We start from the raw sequence: 17,396 nt of genomic DNA, 5'->3' as shown, positions 1-17,396 counted from the left end.
TATCCAAGGCGAAGGTTTCAAATCTTTAGACGAAGGTCAAGCAGTTACTTTTGACGTTGAGCAAGGTCAACGTGGAGCTCAAGCAGCAAACGTGCGTAAAGCTTAATAATAAAACTAAACTCAAGCAGGCTCTTTATAGAGTCTGTTTTTTTATTTATCTTAAAAGCAAGGAACCCTACTCACGAATGAGTAGGGCACATGTAAACAGTAAATCAAATGGTAAACAAAGTGTATCACATAATCACGAATTCTCCTAATTACCTTTGAATGAAAATTTTAGAGTGGCTAAAAGTTTCAATCCTTTTTGGTGTAATTCAATTAAGAGGGTGCTTGAATTTATGTGGATTTGCTGTTGCGGCCGCCTTTTCTTATTGGACTAACGAAGCAGATTAGTGGAAGAAGGAATAGAGTTTATATACGGCGAATTTAATCCTTTATGACAAAGTATAAGTGGTGATTATATGATGGATATTGGAAGAAAAAGAATATATAATGATGCATTTTATGAAAAAGGTTTAGAAAATGTAGTCCTTTGGGATGTACAAAACATAAAGAATGAGCAACTAATAAGGGTAAGGTTTATTAGCAAAAGTTCCCTTCATAGACAGGGATTATGGTTGCGAACTGACGAAGGAATCGTAATCCCAGAATTAAGTGATGAAGTATTTCCAGGTGTTTCGCTTTGGGAAGATACAGCACCAAAAGAAGTGGTTTGTAATTGCTTTAGTAAAGATGGTAATTTAAGTGTTTATAATATTTGGGATAAGGGCAATGGAAGGCAGTCACAAGGATATACCTCGGTATGTTAGTGAATGAACAGGACGATGGTATTTTAATTTATAAATGTAATATTATGGTTTTCAAACTGACTTTACTGATTTAGTTTTTTCTATCGAAAAATTATAATGTGCTTCTTCAGCTAATGGGTGCGATTCCTCAATAACCAGGGGTAGCTTTTTTCTATTGAAGTAACGGGCAGGATAGTTGAATAAAAATTGGAACTTATTTGTTTTTCTTATGGTAAGATCAGTTTAACTAACTGTTACTAGAAGGGAGTTTCATATGGATAAATATAAAGTAATTTTATTTGATTTAGACGGAACACTTTCAGACCCGAAGGTGGGAATAACTAAATCCGTTCAATATGCGTTACATAAAATGGACATTGTTGAGCCTGATATTGATAAACTAGAATGTTTTATTGGACCACCATTACAAATGTCATTTGCTGAATATTACAATTTTGATGAGACAAATACACAAAGAGCAATAGATTTATATAGGGAGAGGTTTAAGGAAAAAGGAATGTTTGAAAATGAGTTATATTCAAATATTCCCTTTTTATTAAAATCGTTAAAAGAACAAGGATTTACTTTAGTTGTTGCTACTTCTAAGCCTACTGTTTTCGCTGAACAAATACTAAAGCATTTTAATATTGACCAGTATTTTGAACTTATTGTAGGAAGTAACCTTGATGGAACAAGAGCGTCAAAAACTGAAATCATTCAATACATACTAGAGAAATATACTGAACATAAACTTGGTGACTTTATCATGATTGGAGACAGAAAACACGATATTATTGGGGCAATTAATACTGGAATTGACTCTATTGGAGTTACTTATGGGTATGGTTCATTTGAAGAATTAAGTCATTCCAACCCTACTTATATTGTCAAAAGTGTTAATCAGTTAAAAGATATTCTGATGGGCAGTAAAGTGAAATAAATAGTATTAACTTATTCAGCTAACAGGTGCGTTGATTCAAGAAGGATTAACGCTTATTTTTGGATTAACGCTTATTTTAAGAATTAGCGCTTATATTTGTGATTTTTCTAATATCGGCTAAATGAATCAAAATAAATGGTTACCCACGAACAGATTTATGAAAATATACAAAAATATAGACGAAAGTAATAAAATAAATATAAAATCAATGGGATTTCTTAATGTTTTCCACTAGGAGTGAGACGAGGATTAAATGAGTACCAGACAAAAACGAGGTAATAACAAAGTAGCTATAGATTCTCCTATTGTTTTCGAAGAGAAATTACCCTATCCATTTGTTCATTATCCTGGTGGAGGGGCTTTCTTTGCTTTTTCAAAAGAAAATAACTCAGAACCAGTCTTATGCTCCTGTTCTAAAGGCGGCAGTAGATTATTATTTAGTATTAAAGTCAATTAAAGAACAAACAATGAATTCAGACCCATTAAGAATGGCACCACTGGATAGTTATAAGTTACCTAAAGCAATTGCTGAAAGGTCAATGAAAAATCCAGATAACCCATTAGCAGAAATTACGTTTGTTAATGGTGTTTGTCATCGTTGTCAGCTTGCTATCCCAACTTTAAGATTTTGCCATGAAATGTATGGAGGAAAGTTTATACAGCAGTTTGGATGGTATTACAATCAACAATTTTTGAAACTTGGTATCGATGGAACAGTATTTTTATCATATGTTTGTCCTTATACAGACCCACTTACTGAGGACCACTTAAAGGGTGTGCTAGTAGACAATAAAATATCAAGGAATTGAAGGTGTTGGATAATAATAAGCAAAATGCATAGGCATTGTGTATGAAATGTGCTTTGAATTTCCAGTTTATGCTATAATTTAATTATTTTTAAATAGGGGATGCGAATATGAGAGTATTTGTAATAGAGTCTGCTAGCCCACTAGACTTAATGGACGGATTATCTGAAAGAAAAACTCTTGAGCAAATTTGCAAAATGATGGGGCATGAAGTTGTTACTTTTTTTGCGAAATCTAAAGATGAATTCACTACTATCTGCAATTATATCTCTTCAATTGATGAAATTGGACGAAATGAAAATAAAGATAAGCCAATATGTATTCACATCAGTTCCCACGGTAATGAGGATGGTGTATTATTTGGAAAGGATGACTTGTCGTGGGAAGAAATTTCAGAAAGTTTAACACCTATATTTAGCATGGATTATAGCAAAGATTTTTTCTTAGCAATATCAGCATGTGGAACAGATGAGCAAAAGATGCCTATCCATTTAAAAAACAGTTTTAAGAAAAATAATATTAAGCCACCTAAATACATATTCTCTATCAATCAAGACGAGGTAAAATGGCGAGATGCGGTATTAAATTGGACAATTCTATACCATCAAATCGATAATCTGGATTCCAATAAGAGAACAGATTTTCAAAGATTATTAGATAGAATTATAAATTCTGGATTTGGAAATCTAAAATATAATCGATGGGATCATATTAAAAAGAAATATAAGTCTTATCCGACGAAAAAGGGCGACAAGAAGTTACAATTACTAAATAGTCTAAAGTAAGTTCATAGTTAAACACATAAACAGTATATTTAATAATTAATTTTATTGAGAGGTTGTCCAAATCGGTTCTGTTAAACGAAGGGGTTATTTTATCTAATGGGAGGAAAAAATTACAAGATCAAAAATGCTAGTTTACCACCCATTGTCAAAAGAGGCTTTTCCTCTTTTTTATTTTTTTATTATATATCCGATAATTTTTGTTCGAGGGATGATAAGTTTCATGGATAAGACGGAAAATTCATTCTTTTTAAATCAAGAAACTTACGAAAGTAACTTCAAGCAACTGATTTATCAATATAAAAATATAAGAAATGCTATACAGTTTGGTATCATCCTACCTTTTCAGCTTCCGTTGCCGGATTGTTCGATTGTTTCGTTCAAAGAGGATAATTATATTTTAAGTTACTTTTTTAGCCATATTGAGCAGGAAAAGAAGTATACAGCAGGAGATCTCGAAGAAACTGGACAATCATTTAGATATTTTTCTACCAGAGTAGAAATGACATTTTTTTCTGAAAAATACTACTATTTGTTGTCCGAATTTGAATTATCCAATGTATTTAACTTATTATTAGAAACCTTGAATTTTTACATAACTGCAATACAAATAAACAAAAAGATATAGGAATTTATAAAGTATCAAGAGAAATGTTAGAGCCTGTCAGCTTATACCGGTTAATTAAGTTAAGTAATAACAAATTTGAAGAAGTTAGTACAGGACTTCTTATGCTCCATATGAACTTAGTTTATGAGAAGGAGCTGATTAGTCATGAAACTAATAGTAAAATAATACAGTTTGCTCATAGAATTAAAAACAATGAAAACCCGTTTGTTCTTACAGAAGAACTTATGCTAAATGCTAAGAGAAGCTATATTAATGGATTTTATAAAGAATGCATACTACATGCTCAATCAAGTGTCGAAACTTTACTTAGAACACTATTTTCCGAATTTTTAAAACTAGAGGGACACTCGGTACAAGAAGTGGAGCGGATTCAATCTGAGACTAGTTTTTTAACAATGGTTAAAAGGGAATTCTCAAAAAGAATTGGGGGTTCTTGGGACATTTCTAATAATCGCAAAGAAATAGGAAGTTGGTATAAAAGGTGTTATGAATTAAGAAATAAAATAATACATGCAGGTTACGACCCAACGCACTCTGAAGTAGATCAAGGGTTATACTCGGCAAATAATCTCAGGTTTTTCGTTATAGATCGATTAAAAAAATCTAAGAAATATAGTAATATTTTACTTTACCTATAGAAAACTAAATTAGTATTTAAGATTTTGTTTAATACCTATCCTAGCGTCCTGGATTGCGTAAACAGATGACTACTTCGACGTGGTTAATGATATGATCTTCTTTAGATTTACACGACAAATAGCAGCGCGTTTGTTTGTCTGGAGTATAATACTGCAGAAAGGAAAATAAAAAAGACCATTAAAAAGAACCGTTTTTTGATCCGTATGGAGGATAAAAGCATCGTGCAACAATTTAGAATATAAAAATGGCTGAGGAAACCTCAAGCCATTTTTGCTTTTTATTGACCTTCAATATTTTGACCATTACGAACAACTAAAACGCAAAGTATTTCTTAGACGAACTGCTTTGAATTTGACAGTTATTCAAAAGAAATTAGAAAAATGAATATAACAAAGAAAACTCGCTAAATAGCGGTTTTCTTTTCTTGTTTATTCATCAATATTCTTCGTCGAGTTAGTTGAGTATTGCGGACAGAATGAGCCCGTTGTGCGGAGTTTAAATCCCTCGTTTGCGGACAATAGAGCCAGTGACTGCGGGTGAGTGAGCCACTTGTGTAGCTTATAAATGAGGTTTGTTCATAAGCACGTCCCAAACACACATGCTACAATAAGTAATAAGAACCCAATTTGTCAAAAGATTGATCAAAATGGGTTCTTATCGAGCAGATATAAGATTGTTTTTTCAAAAAAAGATTGATTGTTTCGGAAAGCGAATATACTATAGCATCCAGTATAGTAAGCAAAGAAATAACAAAAAATCTTAACCAAATAAATTGAGGTCTATTCTTAATACTTCTGTTATTTTAGTTAACGTCCATTTTTGTCCCAGTCTTCATACGAATCAAAATTATGATCAGGATCTACAAAGTCTCTTCCAGCTTCCATTAAGCTGCTAGCACATCCTTTGCAGAAAGACTCACCATCTACCAGTAATTCTAAATCGAGTTGATTTTTGGAAAATTCTCCTCCACACTCATTACAAATATACTTTTTCATAAGTTCCCTCCTTTTTTAATATTCAGACAACCATAATTTCAGTTTACACTGAACTACTTAAATATGTAAGTCTTTTACAACGAAAAACCCCTCTAGATAAAAAACCAAGGGGGTAAAGATTCGCAATTCTTATTATAAAAGAGGTTGTTCTTAGTATATTGTTGGCTCTCCTATCCGCAAACAGTGGCTCTATCTTACGCAATCAATGGCACAAAACTCCGCACAAGTGGCTCTCTTCATCCGCAATAATCAAGTTAGTCTTCGGTGTATTCCTGGACTTCATCTTCATTCTCATCCTCAAGATCGTATGGGTCACCAAAGAATTCATGACGTTCGTCAATGAGGGAGCTCATGTAATCTCCTATATTATCAACAACTAACTCTATATCTTTTATTAGAGAGATTGCAGAGTTTAGGTTTAACGTGTAGAAATTAGTGTAACAGATTTTTTGTCTATCTTTAATAGCATATGAAGGCATTAAGTACCTGTTGATGCTACTTTCTAGGTCATCAATTAAATTAGTGTATAGTATTAAATGGTAGTTTTGAAACCAGTATTTTTCATCAGTCTTCAATTTTAATTTTTCTATATGTTCTGTATTGAACACTCTATCTTTTAGATAATAAGAAATAAGTAACTGATTATTACAATCAACTACCATGTCGACAGTGTTTTCCAATATGTCGTTGAAACCAAGCATCTTTATCGAATAGTAGTAGTACAATTGCTCATCGTTAAAAGATGTTGATAATATTTCCTTAAATCTCGTAAATAGGAATTTCTTGAAGTTGTCACTGTTAAACAGAGCGGACTGCCTAAATCGATTTATGGAGTATAACATGGTTTCGGGTGAAAATTTAAAGATATAACAAAGTTGGTGAAAATTGTATGGCTCAATATTAAACTTCGTAGTATCAAGAGTATAAAAATAAGTAGATTTAAAAAACGTGTTCAGGAAAGTCTTTTTTAATTTATATTCTTTAAGGTTTGATAAGCGGTAAATAAGTTGATTCGTGAAATATAAGATGTTATCATGTCGGTCTTCATTAAACCTCCTTTTAGAATCTGAAGTTATCTTTTTCCAATACTTTTCGGACAAGTTATAGTCATTATATGTTAGATAAGTCCACGTCTCTATCTTACCGTCATTTCTCTCTAAATCATATTTCTCAAGTATTCTATCGAAGATTCTAATTACATTTTCATTATCTTTTATGTTGCAGAAGAAGTAAAAGTCATCAGAGAAATAGGAAAAATCACAATCAATATTTTCTTGAGTAAACATTCGGAGAAGATCAACGCTTATATCTTTTAAGTATTTTTCAGCAAAATATAGAGAGATAAAGTTACCCATTATCAATCCGTTTGTGTTCCCTGCGTTTAAATTGGTAAGAAAATTTTCATCACCAGCATTTTCAAAAGAAATATCATGCGTATATATTCTCTCGTAATAACTTTTAATATCTAGTTTAAGTAGATTGTCATATACACATAATTTTTCAAAGTCGCTCTCTAGTTGTACGTCATAGACACCTGTCGCAAAATCTCCTGTTTCGGTATTGGGAATTAATCGTTTTCTTATGTCTATCTCTTCAAATTCAAAAAAGTTAGTTGAATCCTTAAACCTATTTAGAGCACATAAGAAATTTAGGATATTTGGCATTTTTAATCTTCTGTACTCACTTTCATCTTTCCTAACTCGGAATTGAATTGGTTGAGTCCAAGTTAAATCTCTTATTTCGACATCTTCAACATTTGTATGTAATCGCACATCACCTATGTTCAAGAAATGCCTGACGGGATTCTTAAAATTGTACAAATTGTTTATGTTCATAAAAACCTCCAAAAAATAGTAAAAGATATAATTACTATATCATTAAGATGAATATGTATCTTCATCAGGAAATTATTTGTATTGGATGCCACCGGTTACTAATCTCTGGATATTTATATCCTAGGAAAAGATATTGATTATTATTTTGATGTTCAAGATATCTATATTATTAGCTAACTTGGTGAAGGGGTGACTTTTTTGAAGAGTCCCCCTTTATTATCATAAATCAAAATGTAGATTAATTATTTATCAAAGAAAATAATAAAGAAAAGCTATGTAATAAGCAAAAGTAAAAATGCTTATTGATATTCCCGCTATTGGCAAAACCTCTTTATAAATTCTGAATAACTCAATCACGTCAAATAAGTGCTGCCGCCGACAACTCCATTTTCAACTCAAGCCCCCGTTAGTTCAACAAGAGGTTGAAGAATCAAAATAATTAATCACCTTGGTATCATAATAGTATTCTTCAAATCGATTACTCTTTCTCTTTGCTATCCACCAATGGTGGTTTAACGATTCCATGAAGTATGATTCCTTTTTCTTTAAAATAACTAAAAAATTCATGCTGGTTAGCAAACTGTGGTAATCTGTATATTTCCTGCTTGTTCATATCTGATGTAAACACCATTATTTCTCCATTTTTAAGTTGCAGCTTATATGTATTAGCCATATCTCAATCCCCCTTCGATACACGATCTTATTATATATAAAAGAGATTATTTAGCTCTCATGTTGTTTATTAAAGCTACCCGTTAGTTCAATAATGGGTTTAATCGAAATATTATATTACCCATTATATCAAACGCCTGTTCTCATCTAGCAGCTTTATCATGAAAAATGAACAAAAAACTGCAAAAATGCTTTCGGCAGCAATAAAATCTATGTTGGCAAGTGGGACTCCTCAAGATAAGCAGAAAATTATTTCGGTTGATCTTTTAAAAATAATATGGTGCATTTCGTACCTACTTGCTTTGAAAATGTAATGTTGGACAAGCTACAACCACATTTTTTTCTCTAGAAATTTATATTTTTCTAAGTTTCTTTCGGTAGTCAAAAGAGCGTATCTCTTTATTTAAGAAACGCCCTATTAGTTTAAGTACTACGTTTCACAAACTCAAAAATAAAAATTTCGATGTTCTCTATAAACATTGCCCCCAAACTTGAAATATTGTTAGAAGTTCAATAGTTAAGTTAAAAACCATTAAATCATTAAAAATTATTTATATAATATACTTTTATCCTTGTACCACTCACCAGACATATGTTTTTTGGGTATATTTTGCCCAAACGGATTACTATACCCTAATTTTTCTAGAGACTCCAACCATAATCTCCTTTTCGAGCTATTTCACTTAGTACCACACCAAGGACAATAAATGATATAGATAGTTGAAGTACGACTAGCATCTTGCATTACTATCCCATATTCAACATAGATTTTCTTTATTAATAAATTATTCTATCAAAACAATCACTCAGATAAATGTGGGCATTCAGAAGAACAATTGTTTATAATTGGTAGTATGGGTGTGAAAATTTGGAATATATTTAGGTCCATATATCCATAGGCTCGTTATTTACCTGTAAAAACATCCTCATATTAGTCATTAGAGGAGATGTGGAAGGTGGAGGGAAGGCAAAGATGAAAACAACCATCGAACAATATATAGCAAATTTAAAAAAACTACGATTTGAAGTAATGGAGCTCGAATTATATTTGAAAAATGAGGGGTTAAGAACACCCCTGTTTTATAAAGAAATGGCTAATATCATTCTGGAACTTGTGGATGAAGGAAAAGTAAAACCAATAAAATCATCCAAATCCTATTCAATGGATAGCCGTATTCTAAATCGATATGAAAAAATAAAACAAAAGGCGAAAAATGACAATCTGAAAGACGAAATGTTGACCAATTATCATACCAGTATATCAATGACCTATTATTTAAATAGGCCGGATCAATATAAAAAGGAAAAAAGTCAATTGATGGCTATTAGCCAATTCCTGACGAATAAAAGGAAAAGTGAACCGGTATTGTCTGTAAATGAACGGTCCTACCAATTGTTTGGGGATGAAAAGTTGTTATTCAGCAAAAAAGGAAAAAGGATTCTAGCCAATATCGGCATCACATACCAGGACTTATGCTGCTACTTTACGTATGAACCCTTTTTTTACTACAGCGTAACACAGGCTGAAAACAACTCCATTTTAATCGTGGAAAACAAGGACACCTTTTTTAGCTTGAAAAAGTTATTTCAAGAAGGAATTTATTCGTGGAATGGAATTCGATTTTCTATGTTGGTGTACGGAGAAGGGAACAAGATTACCCGCTCCATAGACTATATGGATGAATTGCAAGTTCCGGTGGAAACACCGATCTATTATTTCGGGGATTTTGACCCAACAGGCATCAGCATATTCTGCCGGGTGCAGTCATCGTGTGATAGGGAAATTAATCTAATGACCTCATTTTACAGGGAAATGTGGAAACGGAGAAAATACGGCAAGGTCAAGAAGGAGCAGGAATGGAACGAGGAGGCCATTACCCGTTTTTTGAGCAACTTTGATAAAGAGGAACAACAGTCCTATCTACGCTACCTGAAAGAGGATCAATATATACCGCAAGAGTCATTAAGTATAGAGGTGTTAAGGGGGCTTTCGGATGGAATTGAAAAAACTGTTTGAAGGGATGAATGAACGCTTCCAAAACTTAGTGCTTTTCTTGCCGGTCTATGAGTTAAACCAAGGCAAAAATCCAAAGTTTAAAGATTTAGACCTAATGGAAATAGGGTTTGGTGTCTTACTGTTTATGTTAGAGAAGATGCTAACCGAACGTGGAAATGTAACGAACGAACAGTTGAATCAGTTTTTAAGTCAATTAATGAACGAGATGTATCAGGAAGCCTATACTCATGAGGAAATTAATGAACTGAGAAACTATATTGTGGATGAAAAGCTGCGGAATAACGGCCAAGACTTTATCCACGACTATATGGACTATCAGAAAAAAGAAATCCAATATGTTCGGTTTAAATTAATTGAATATGACAACTGGACCTATGCCGACCACACCAATAAAGAAGTAAAACTTCGCCTATCCGATAAAGGAATTGAATTACTGTTTAAAACGAAAGAGTACTTTTCTGAGATGCAAATCTCTATTACTTTATTATATTTTAAACAACAGTTGGAAAAGGGTGCTTACTCACAAGTTTTAAGCATTGCGAAAGAGTTGTTGTTCCAAATTGACACTCAAATCCGGGCGATGGATGAGTACGGGGAAAGGATTAAGCGAAACGTGCTATCTGCCTTTAACCAAAAGGAAATGGAGACACGACTTCAGCGATCCTATGAACAAACAAAAAACGAAAGAGAACAAATCGCCGACCTGCAGGAAAACGTAGATCGGGTCAAAATGAATTATATCAACGGTGTATTGGATAAAAAGGGAACCAAAAACTATGATATTGTTCTAGAAATAGACAGGCTATTGCAGCAGGCTGCACCGAGACACGAGAGGTTGTTCGTAAAAAAATTCAGGCTGCTTACCACGTTGACTAACTCCATTCAAAGATTAATAGAAAATGCCTTTTCGAGACATTTTCATTTTGAACAGGAGATTTTGGAAAACTGGGTTGAGAAAAAAATCACAGAAGAAAAAATCGGGAAAATTTTAAAACCTATAATGCCCATCAAAGTGCCAAAGGCGTATAATCCGCTCCTCGCTTTTGCTCCGCAAACGATTCGAAGGAAGACTGAAGATGTGGAGGAAGAAATCATTGAGCTGGATGAAGAAGAGGCGCAAAAACAAACCCAACATGCCGAATTGAGGGAAAAACAAGAATTTACACTGGATAAGGAGCTCCTTAAATTTATACTTCTTCCCTTACTCGATAAGGAATTTTATTTCGTTTCCGATGGTTTATTGAGTCTAAGAAAAAACGATTTTAAGGCGTATGTCGACTTGGAGGAAAAACATCATCAACGGTTCTTGGAACTCAGCATTGCCTTGCATCAAAGTGATTACAAAAAATTCGAACTTATAAGCGAAGAAGAATTGATATGGGATACCCGGGAAACTCGGTTATTGTGTGAGATGACAAGAGAACATCGAGGTCTTCTTGAAATACAGGAATTTGAGATGTATGAAACCGACAAAACCTATACCTTTTTGGACGGCACCATCATCACGGATTATGTCATAAGACGGAAGGATGAAATGGAATGATTTATGAAGAAGATGTGCTGCTTAAAGCCTATCAGTTGCACCAACAGTTAATGACCAAAGGGGAAATACAGAAAAAGAAGGATGCCGATCTGTACCGTTTGTATTCAGACCCGGATATTCGCGAAGTCCTGCAACGTGTGTTTTTGCCGATCGACCAGGCCATCATAGTGAAAGTGGAGGAAACGCTCTTTTTTGTTCCGGAAGTACAGAATGATGCTTTCAGTTATACAAACGAGGAACTCAGAGAAAAAGGGAAGTTTCGTGACAATAAAGAATTGTACTTGGCACAGTTTATCTGGATGCTTGTCATATCGGAGTTTTACGGCGACCAATTTTTGCTGACAGGGGAGACCCGTTCCTTTGTGAAAGTGGACGATATTTTAAACAAAGCCAAAGAATGGATGGGCAAATTTGACCAGATTCCGGAAGAGGAACAGCTGGAATTAGCATATCGATATGAATTGAATATCCCTTATTTGCTAAATGAATGGCACAACCTTTCAGAAGTAACGGATAAAGTCAAAGAATTGAGGAAAGCGCGGACGATGGATTATGGTTTTTTATTAAAAGCGCTCGGCTTTCTGGAGAAAGAAAAAATGCTTGTGGTGAAGGAAGAACAAGAAATTGTAATGACGGAAAAAATGAAACACATTATCGACCACTATTATCATCAAGAGAGCCGGATCAATGAAATAAAAAGTCTGTTGAATGAAGTGAATGAGAGGGTGCTTGATTATGCCGAGAGTCAATAAAGTGCGATTATCCAATATCCGATTAGATGACAAGAATAAGATTATCACCGATAAGATCTTTCACCTGTATGGTGGGAGCAGTCTCTTTTTATTGGAAAATGGCGGAGGAAAATCAAGCATCATCCAGTTTATCCACCAGTTGATTTTGCCCAACCATCAGATGGGCGAAAGAAGTATGAAAGAAATGGTTCCGGTTGGCCAAACCATTCACATTGCGGCCGAATGGGTGCACGACGATGAACAGCGCTTTCCTTTTGTGACCGGCTTTTGCTTCGAAAATACTGGGAAGAAAACTGCCGATTCAAAGGATGTATACCAATATTTCAATTACATCATTGAATATGACTTTGAAGGGGCATACCGGATAGAGGATTTGCCTTTTATCATCGACCGTAAAGTGGCCAATTACAACGTGCTAAGAGAAAAATTGAAAAAGTCGAGAGGGATCAATCTACCTCCCACCAACACCCGTTATCAAGAGGAATTGGAATCCTATAATATCCTTTCTACCGAATGGAAAAATATCTCATTGGTCAACAGTTCGGAGGGCGGGGTGACGGACTTCTTTGGTAAGGCCAATACGACCCAAAGGCTATTGGAAAAACTCATAATCCCGTCCGTACTGGAGAGCTTGTATCCGGATGAAAAGGAAAGGTATTCATTCAAAGAATCTTTCCGGGAATATAAGGATAGTTTGATGGAACTTCCTAAAATGAGGAAGAATCTGCAGGATTATGGAGTGATCAATAATAACGCCGGCGGTATTATACAGGTTTGCAAAGACTACAATGCATTCAAAAAATCCCTGTTTGAGTCCCAAACGCTATTATCCAGACTGTATTTCACGCTTTTGGAAAGTTCCAAAGCCAATGCCTTGGAATTAGAGGGCATTGCCTCCGAATTAACAAGGCTGGCAGATACGAAAGAGGAGCTGGATTGGAAAATTCGTTCGTATGATGTGTTCCTTCTTGAAAAGAAATATAAGGAAGCTAAAGAAAAAGCGGCACAGGACGAAGAGACGTTCGTGAAGTCAGGAGCGGATTTGGAAAGCGAAAAGCGTAGGGAAAAAGAACAGATGGCGGCAAGAGCCTACGAGGATTATCAGAAGAACCAAACCAAGCTTGCCAAAAAGTCAAGTGAATTGGAGGCAGCGCGGCTCGAGGGAGGAGAACGGCAAAAGGAATTAGGAAACATTCGATACACCTTATCCCGCCAATTCTATCATTTGTATCGGCAAAATCAAAAGACGGAACGGGACTTAAATGAGGAAAAAAATCGAATACAACGGGAATGGAAAAAAGTTCAGGATAGCTTAACGGATACCAATCAGAAAATGAATGAACTGGGGACACACAAGGCTGTTCTTCAACATCAAGTAAAAACCTATGACAAAGAACTTATAGGGTTTAAACAGGAATTGATTGAGGATTGGAAAGAGAACGAACAAGCCACTCACCACCATTTAAAGGAAAAGCTAAGTGCCGTCGTTAAGGAAGAGGAGTATTATAAGGGTCAAGCTGAACAGTGCAGGAATCGGATAAGTGAGCTTGACCGGCTATTGGAACAATGCAACGCGAATGAAAGAATGTCGCGAAAAGACTTGGATGAAGCGGAAACTGCTTATGACACATTTTCTGAAAGAGAAAGACTCTTAATTGATAGCACCTATAAGTATGTCACGGTACGAGTAGGCAATAGCTTGTTTGAAGACAAGGATCTGATTGCAATCAGGTTAGACCGCTTGAAGAGTCAGTACGATGGTGAAGCGATTCAGTTATCCATTCAAATGGATGAGATAGAACAAATCCGTGCCATCATTGAAAACAAAGGATACCATATTCACCAAGAGTTAGAGAGGGTCAAAGATTACCTGGTTCAGAGAGACATCGAGGTACTACTCGGAGTGGAGTGGATTACAAAAGCAACAATGGATGATGCCTCGAAAAAAGAACTCTTGAAGAAGAACCCGTTGTTGCCATTTTCTATCCTGGTTGAGGACGTGCAGCTAACGAAAGTGAAAACCACTCTAGGCCATTATAAAGAAGAGTTGACCATCCCGGTCATTTTGATAAACAAGTCACAGATGGAAATAGAACCGGAAAAGGACGCTACCTTCCAGCTAAGTGAATCCGCCCACATCTTCCATCATTTCAATACGCGCTTAAAGGCCGAAGACTGGGAATCCTATTTGGTGGATCTGGAACAAAAGTGGGGCGATCTTTACTTCAAACGGAACGAAATAAAGGGGAAATTGCAGGAACTGCAATTGTTTGAACACACCCTGAAAGACTTTTGGAAGGAATATACCCCTCATTCCCGCAAGGACCTACTAGGCCGGGTAACTGATTTGCGAGATGACCTACGAAAATTAGGGGAAGAAAAAACGAAGCACAACAAAGAAAAAGAAGCTCAATCTGCTTCTTATTCGGATGCTGAATCCCAAAGAAAAGAAAAAGAGAAACTTCGAATTAAGTTGGCTGAGGCTACGGGAAGATTATCGGATTTTATCAAAAGGTATCAATCCATTCCCGCTGCTCGGAAAGAATTGGAACAGCTAGCAAAACAACTCGAGGAATTAGGGGGAATAAAAAATGCTCTTAACCAAACTTCCCAAGAATGGGAATCAGCAAGGGGAGCGGTTCAAGAGAAAATTACCCAGCTTCAAAAAAGTTTCATCCTTCTAAAGAGGGACCTGGAGGATTATGAAATAGCAGAGGCCGAGGAGACAACGCCTGCGACAGAAGTGGAGTATAAGGATACACTTGAAAGGTATAAAGCGTTTAGAGAACAATACAGTTCAGACAGTAGACATCTGGAAATTCTGGAATCGACCCAAAACCATTACAGCGAATTGGTCACACGGGCAAAGGAAGACATTCATAAAAACGGATTTACAGTGGAATCAATGGAGAGATTGATGCTTGAATATGACCCATACTTGTTGGAGCAGATTGAATATAACATCTCTGGGTTGGAAGAACAGCTTGAAAAGGATAGGGATCGCAAGGAAGGTTCAGGAAAAGAACTAGCCAGTGCAAAAACCGAGTATCTTACACGTGCGGAGCTATTAGGGGAGAAGGGCATTTACCCATACGGGACGGATGCCAAAGCGGAAAAAGAATTGTATGAAAGCGAGTTGGCAATGGCCAAATCAAACGAAGGTCGGTCTATGGAACGGCAGGCGGCATTGCTGAAGCAACAATCCGGTAACCGGACTGCAATTGAGGATTTGGAGACGACGAAAGATATGCTTATCGCTTCTGCCTCCCAAAATTTATTGGAGGAAGGACAGTGGAATCAGGAGAAACCGATTCAGGATGTCAGAACCATTCGGGATGATATGGGTGTTCACAAGTCAGGAATGGAGCTTAAGAGAACGGAATTACTGAAAAAAATCGACGAACTCAAAGAAGATGTCCGTGAAACCAACAATACCCAGTTGTTACAGTTAACCTTTGATTTGTCCAAAATACTCGACAGTTCCATTGAAGATTATCAAGAAATCATCCGCACCTTTGAAAATCTAATGAACTATGTTCAAGAGTTAGAAGCGGGCATTGAGCTGCAAAAAGCTGAATTGGATCAGAGGAGCGGAGAATTGGTGGAACAGATGTATGACCGTGCTGTAACGGTTTATAAAAACATTATGGAAATTGCAAAGAGTTCTCAAATCGAGGAAAAAGGGGAAATTACTTCTCTGTTCCAAATCAGTTGGCATAAAAAATCCATTGAGGAAGCGAAGATGGAAATAGACCGGTTTATCCAACGGTTACTTGAGGACCTCGTAGGAATGAATGAGCGGAATGCTCCTGTAAAAGAGATGGATGAACTGTTTGAAAAGCGGGTCAATATGGTGGATATCCTCAACTGCTATGCAGAAACAACCCGTTGTATCATCAAAACATTGAAGCATCGGAATGAGTTGCTCAATAAAAATGATTATTACACCTGGGACGAGGTATGCAAGTGGAGCGGTGGGGAAAAACACGCCACCCAGATTTCCTTGTTTATCGCTTTAATTAACCACTTGCGGAAAAAACGATATGCAAAGGAAAATGCTTGGAAATTTATAATCTTGGATAATCCATTTGGTAAGGCCAGTGCTGACTTTGTGGTAAAACCGATGGTATCCCTTGCGAACAAAACCAACACGCAATTATTCTGTTTTACCGGCATTAAAGAGAAAGCCATCCAAAGGGAATTTGAGACAGTCATCAGCAACCAATACGTCGAGCAAAGAGGACGACTGCTGCTAAGCACAGAAGAGAAACATAAGGATACTTCAATGGCCGAACTTGACACCATCTTTTTTGTGAAATCATATTAAGGCTGTAAAGGGGAATAAGAAAAAACTGGGACCCTTGTTCTAAAAAAATATAAAAAGAAAAAAAGTTAGCATAATATAGCTCAGAGGAAGGCTCTTCTAGTGGCTTTCTCTTTCATCGAAGTTTTTCCAGATTCTTTTCGAATTTCCGCACAGGGCTGCCTATTTTGGCGGCCTTTTGTGTGTTTCCATATTCGTCGGTAGAGGTTTTGAGTTGTGCTTGACTATAGTTAGCCTATATTCCGAGCTGCACGGCTGTTGAAGCATATTTTAATAGATTGAATACTGCCACTAACTTTTGGAACCCGGCAGCAATTGGCAGTCATTCAGGCTTATAAAAATCAAAGCGTGGAATGTATTAACAATATTGCCGATTGGAAGTAAAATAAAAGTACAAAATACGGAGGAGTCTATAAATGTGCGATACGCTGGAGGGTTTGTAGTCGTTTTGATTGGACTGGGCTATGGTGCGAAAGGGTTATGGATATTAGCAAAATATCAAAAATATTGGATGATTCTTTGCCATCTAAGATAAAGATTATGAAGAAAAGTTATTTTTTATTATTGTTAGTAGAGATGATGTAGATTACTATAATGAAAAAAATAGATATAATGGCTTTGAAGCGAAAATTTATGATGTTATGGATAGATTGAAATATGTTACTCATGGAGAAA

General features: G+C 35.7%; 15 protein-coding genes and 1 pseudogene. 12 read left to right on the top strand and 4 right to left on the bottom strand.

Features of this window, described 5'->3' with window-relative positions; all coding sequences use genetic code 11:
* The 7 genes from BANA01_RS24585 to BANA01_RS24555 form a co-directional block, all read left to right on the top strand.
* Nucleotides 1-106: cold-shock protein (locus BANA01_RS24585; protein WP_169803742.1), on the top strand; the 106-nt coding region annotated here is incomplete at its 5' end.
* A 355-nt stretch (nt 107-461) separates the two neighbouring features.
* Entirely contained in the window at nt 462-809 is a 348-nt protein-coding gene (locus tag BANA01_RS24580) for a hypothetical protein (protein ID WP_063255076.1), read from the top strand.
* A gap of 253 nt (nt 810-1,062) precedes the next feature.
* Nucleotides 1,063-1,728 (top strand): HAD family hydrolase, encoded by a 666-nt coding sequence (locus BANA01_RS24575; protein ID WP_063255074.1) that lies wholly within the window; start codon nt 1,063-1,065, stop codon nt 1,726-1,728.
* A 365-nt stretch (nt 1,729-2,093) separates the two neighbouring features.
* On the top strand, nt 2,094-2,537 hold the full coding sequence (locus tag BANA01_RS24570) for a hypothetical protein (RefSeq protein WP_063255073.1): 444 nt from the start codon (nt 2,094-2,096) through the stop codon (nt 2,535-2,537).
* A gap of 107 nt (nt 2,538-2,644) precedes the next feature.
* Nucleotides 2,645-3,319, top strand: coding sequence for a hypothetical protein (locus tag BANA01_RS24565; RefSeq protein ID WP_063255071.1), 675 nt, complete (start codon nt 2,645-2,647; stop codon nt 3,317-3,319).
* Between the two features lie 220 nt (nt 3,320-3,539).
* A complete protein-coding gene (locus BANA01_RS24560; protein ID WP_157411886.1) occupies nt 3,540-3,944 on the top strand; it encodes a hypothetical protein in 405 nt (134 codons plus the stop codon).
* Between the two features lie 23 nt (nt 3,945-3,967).
* Nucleotides 3,968-4,582 (top strand): hypothetical protein, encoded by a 615-nt coding sequence (locus BANA01_RS24555; protein ID WP_063255068.1) that lies wholly within the window; start codon nt 3,968-3,970, stop codon nt 4,580-4,582.
* Between the two features lie 807 nt (nt 4,583-5,389).
* Here the strand turns inward: BANA01_RS24555 and BANA01_RS24550 are convergent.
* The 3 genes from BANA01_RS24550 to BANA01_RS24540 form a co-directional block, all read right to left on the bottom strand.
* Entirely contained in the window at nt 5,390-5,578 is a 189-nt protein-coding gene (locus BANA01_RS24550; RefSeq protein WP_063255066.1) for a hypothetical protein, read from the bottom strand.
* A 254-nt stretch (nt 5,579-5,832) separates the two neighbouring features.
* On the bottom strand, nt 5,833-7,413 hold the full coding sequence (locus BANA01_RS24545) for an RNA-dependent RNA polymerase family protein (protein WP_063255065.1): 1,581 nt from the start codon (nt 7,411-7,413) through the stop codon (nt 5,833-5,835).
* Nucleotides 7,414-7,891: 478 nt separating this feature from the next.
* Nucleotides 7,892-8,086, bottom strand: coding sequence for a hypothetical protein (locus tag BANA01_RS24540; protein WP_063255064.1), 195 nt, complete (start codon nt 8,084-8,086; stop codon nt 7,892-7,894).
* Between the two features lie 160 nt (nt 8,087-8,246).
* Here BANA01_RS24540 and BANA01_RS29720 point away from each other — a divergent pair, with 160 nt between their 5' ends.
* Nucleotides 8,247-8,399 carry a hypothetical protein gene (locus BANA01_RS29720; protein ID WP_157411885.1) on the top strand — a complete coding sequence of 51 codons (153 nt, stop codon included), beginning with the start codon at nt 8,247-8,249 and terminating at the stop codon, nt 8,397-8,399.
* 233 nt (nt 8,400-8,632) lie between these two features.
* On the opposite strand, the pseudogene BANA01_RS30825 reads toward BANA01_RS29720, so the two are convergent.
* Nucleotides 8,633-8,854 (bottom strand): annotated as a pseudogene (locus tag BANA01_RS30825) (DUF6980 family protein).
* A 204-nt stretch (nt 8,855-9,058) separates the two neighbouring features.
* On the opposite strand from BANA01_RS30825, the gene BANA01_RS24535 reads away from it, so the two are divergent.
* The 4 genes from BANA01_RS24535 to BANA01_RS24520 are packed head-to-tail and all read left to right on the top strand — an operon-like array spanning nt 9,059 to nt 16,724.
* Nucleotides 9,059-10,102 carry a Wadjet anti-phage system protein JetD domain-containing protein gene (locus BANA01_RS24535; protein ID WP_063255063.1) on the top strand — a complete coding sequence of 348 codons (1,044 nt, stop codon included), beginning with the start codon at nt 9,059-9,061 and terminating at the stop codon, nt 10,100-10,102.
* Nucleotides 10,080-11,645 carry a hypothetical protein gene (locus tag BANA01_RS24530; protein WP_063255062.1) on the top strand — a complete coding sequence of 522 codons (1,566 nt, stop codon included), beginning with the start codon at nt 10,080-10,082 and terminating at the stop codon, nt 11,643-11,645. Before BANA01_RS24535 ends, BANA01_RS24530 begins: the two co-directional genes overlap by 23 nt.
* Complete coding sequence (locus BANA01_RS24525) at nt 11,642-12,397, top strand: DUF6063 family protein (protein WP_063255061.1); 756 nt, start codon at nt 11,642-11,644, stop codon at nt 12,395-12,397. The genes BANA01_RS24530 and BANA01_RS24525 overlap by 4 nt, the downstream gene beginning before the upstream one ends.
* The gene (locus tag BANA01_RS24520) at nt 12,381-16,724 is read left to right on the top strand and encodes a coiled-coil domain-containing protein (protein WP_063255060.1); all 4,344 of its coding nucleotides are present in this window, start codon (nt 12,381-12,383) and stop codon (nt 16,722-16,724) included. Before BANA01_RS24525 ends, BANA01_RS24520 begins: the two co-directional genes overlap by 17 nt.
* Nucleotides 16,725-17,396: the final 672 nt, after the last annotated feature.

Origin of the sequence: Neobacillus niacini NBRC 15566 (genome assembly GCF_001591505.1) — a bacterium.
Taxonomy (GTDB): domain Bacteria; phylum Bacillota; class Bacilli; order Bacillales; family Cytobacillaceae; genus Neobacillus; species Neobacillus niacini.
Note: the sequence above shows the minus strand (reverse complement) of the source record. Positions and strands in the feature narration are given on the sequence as shown.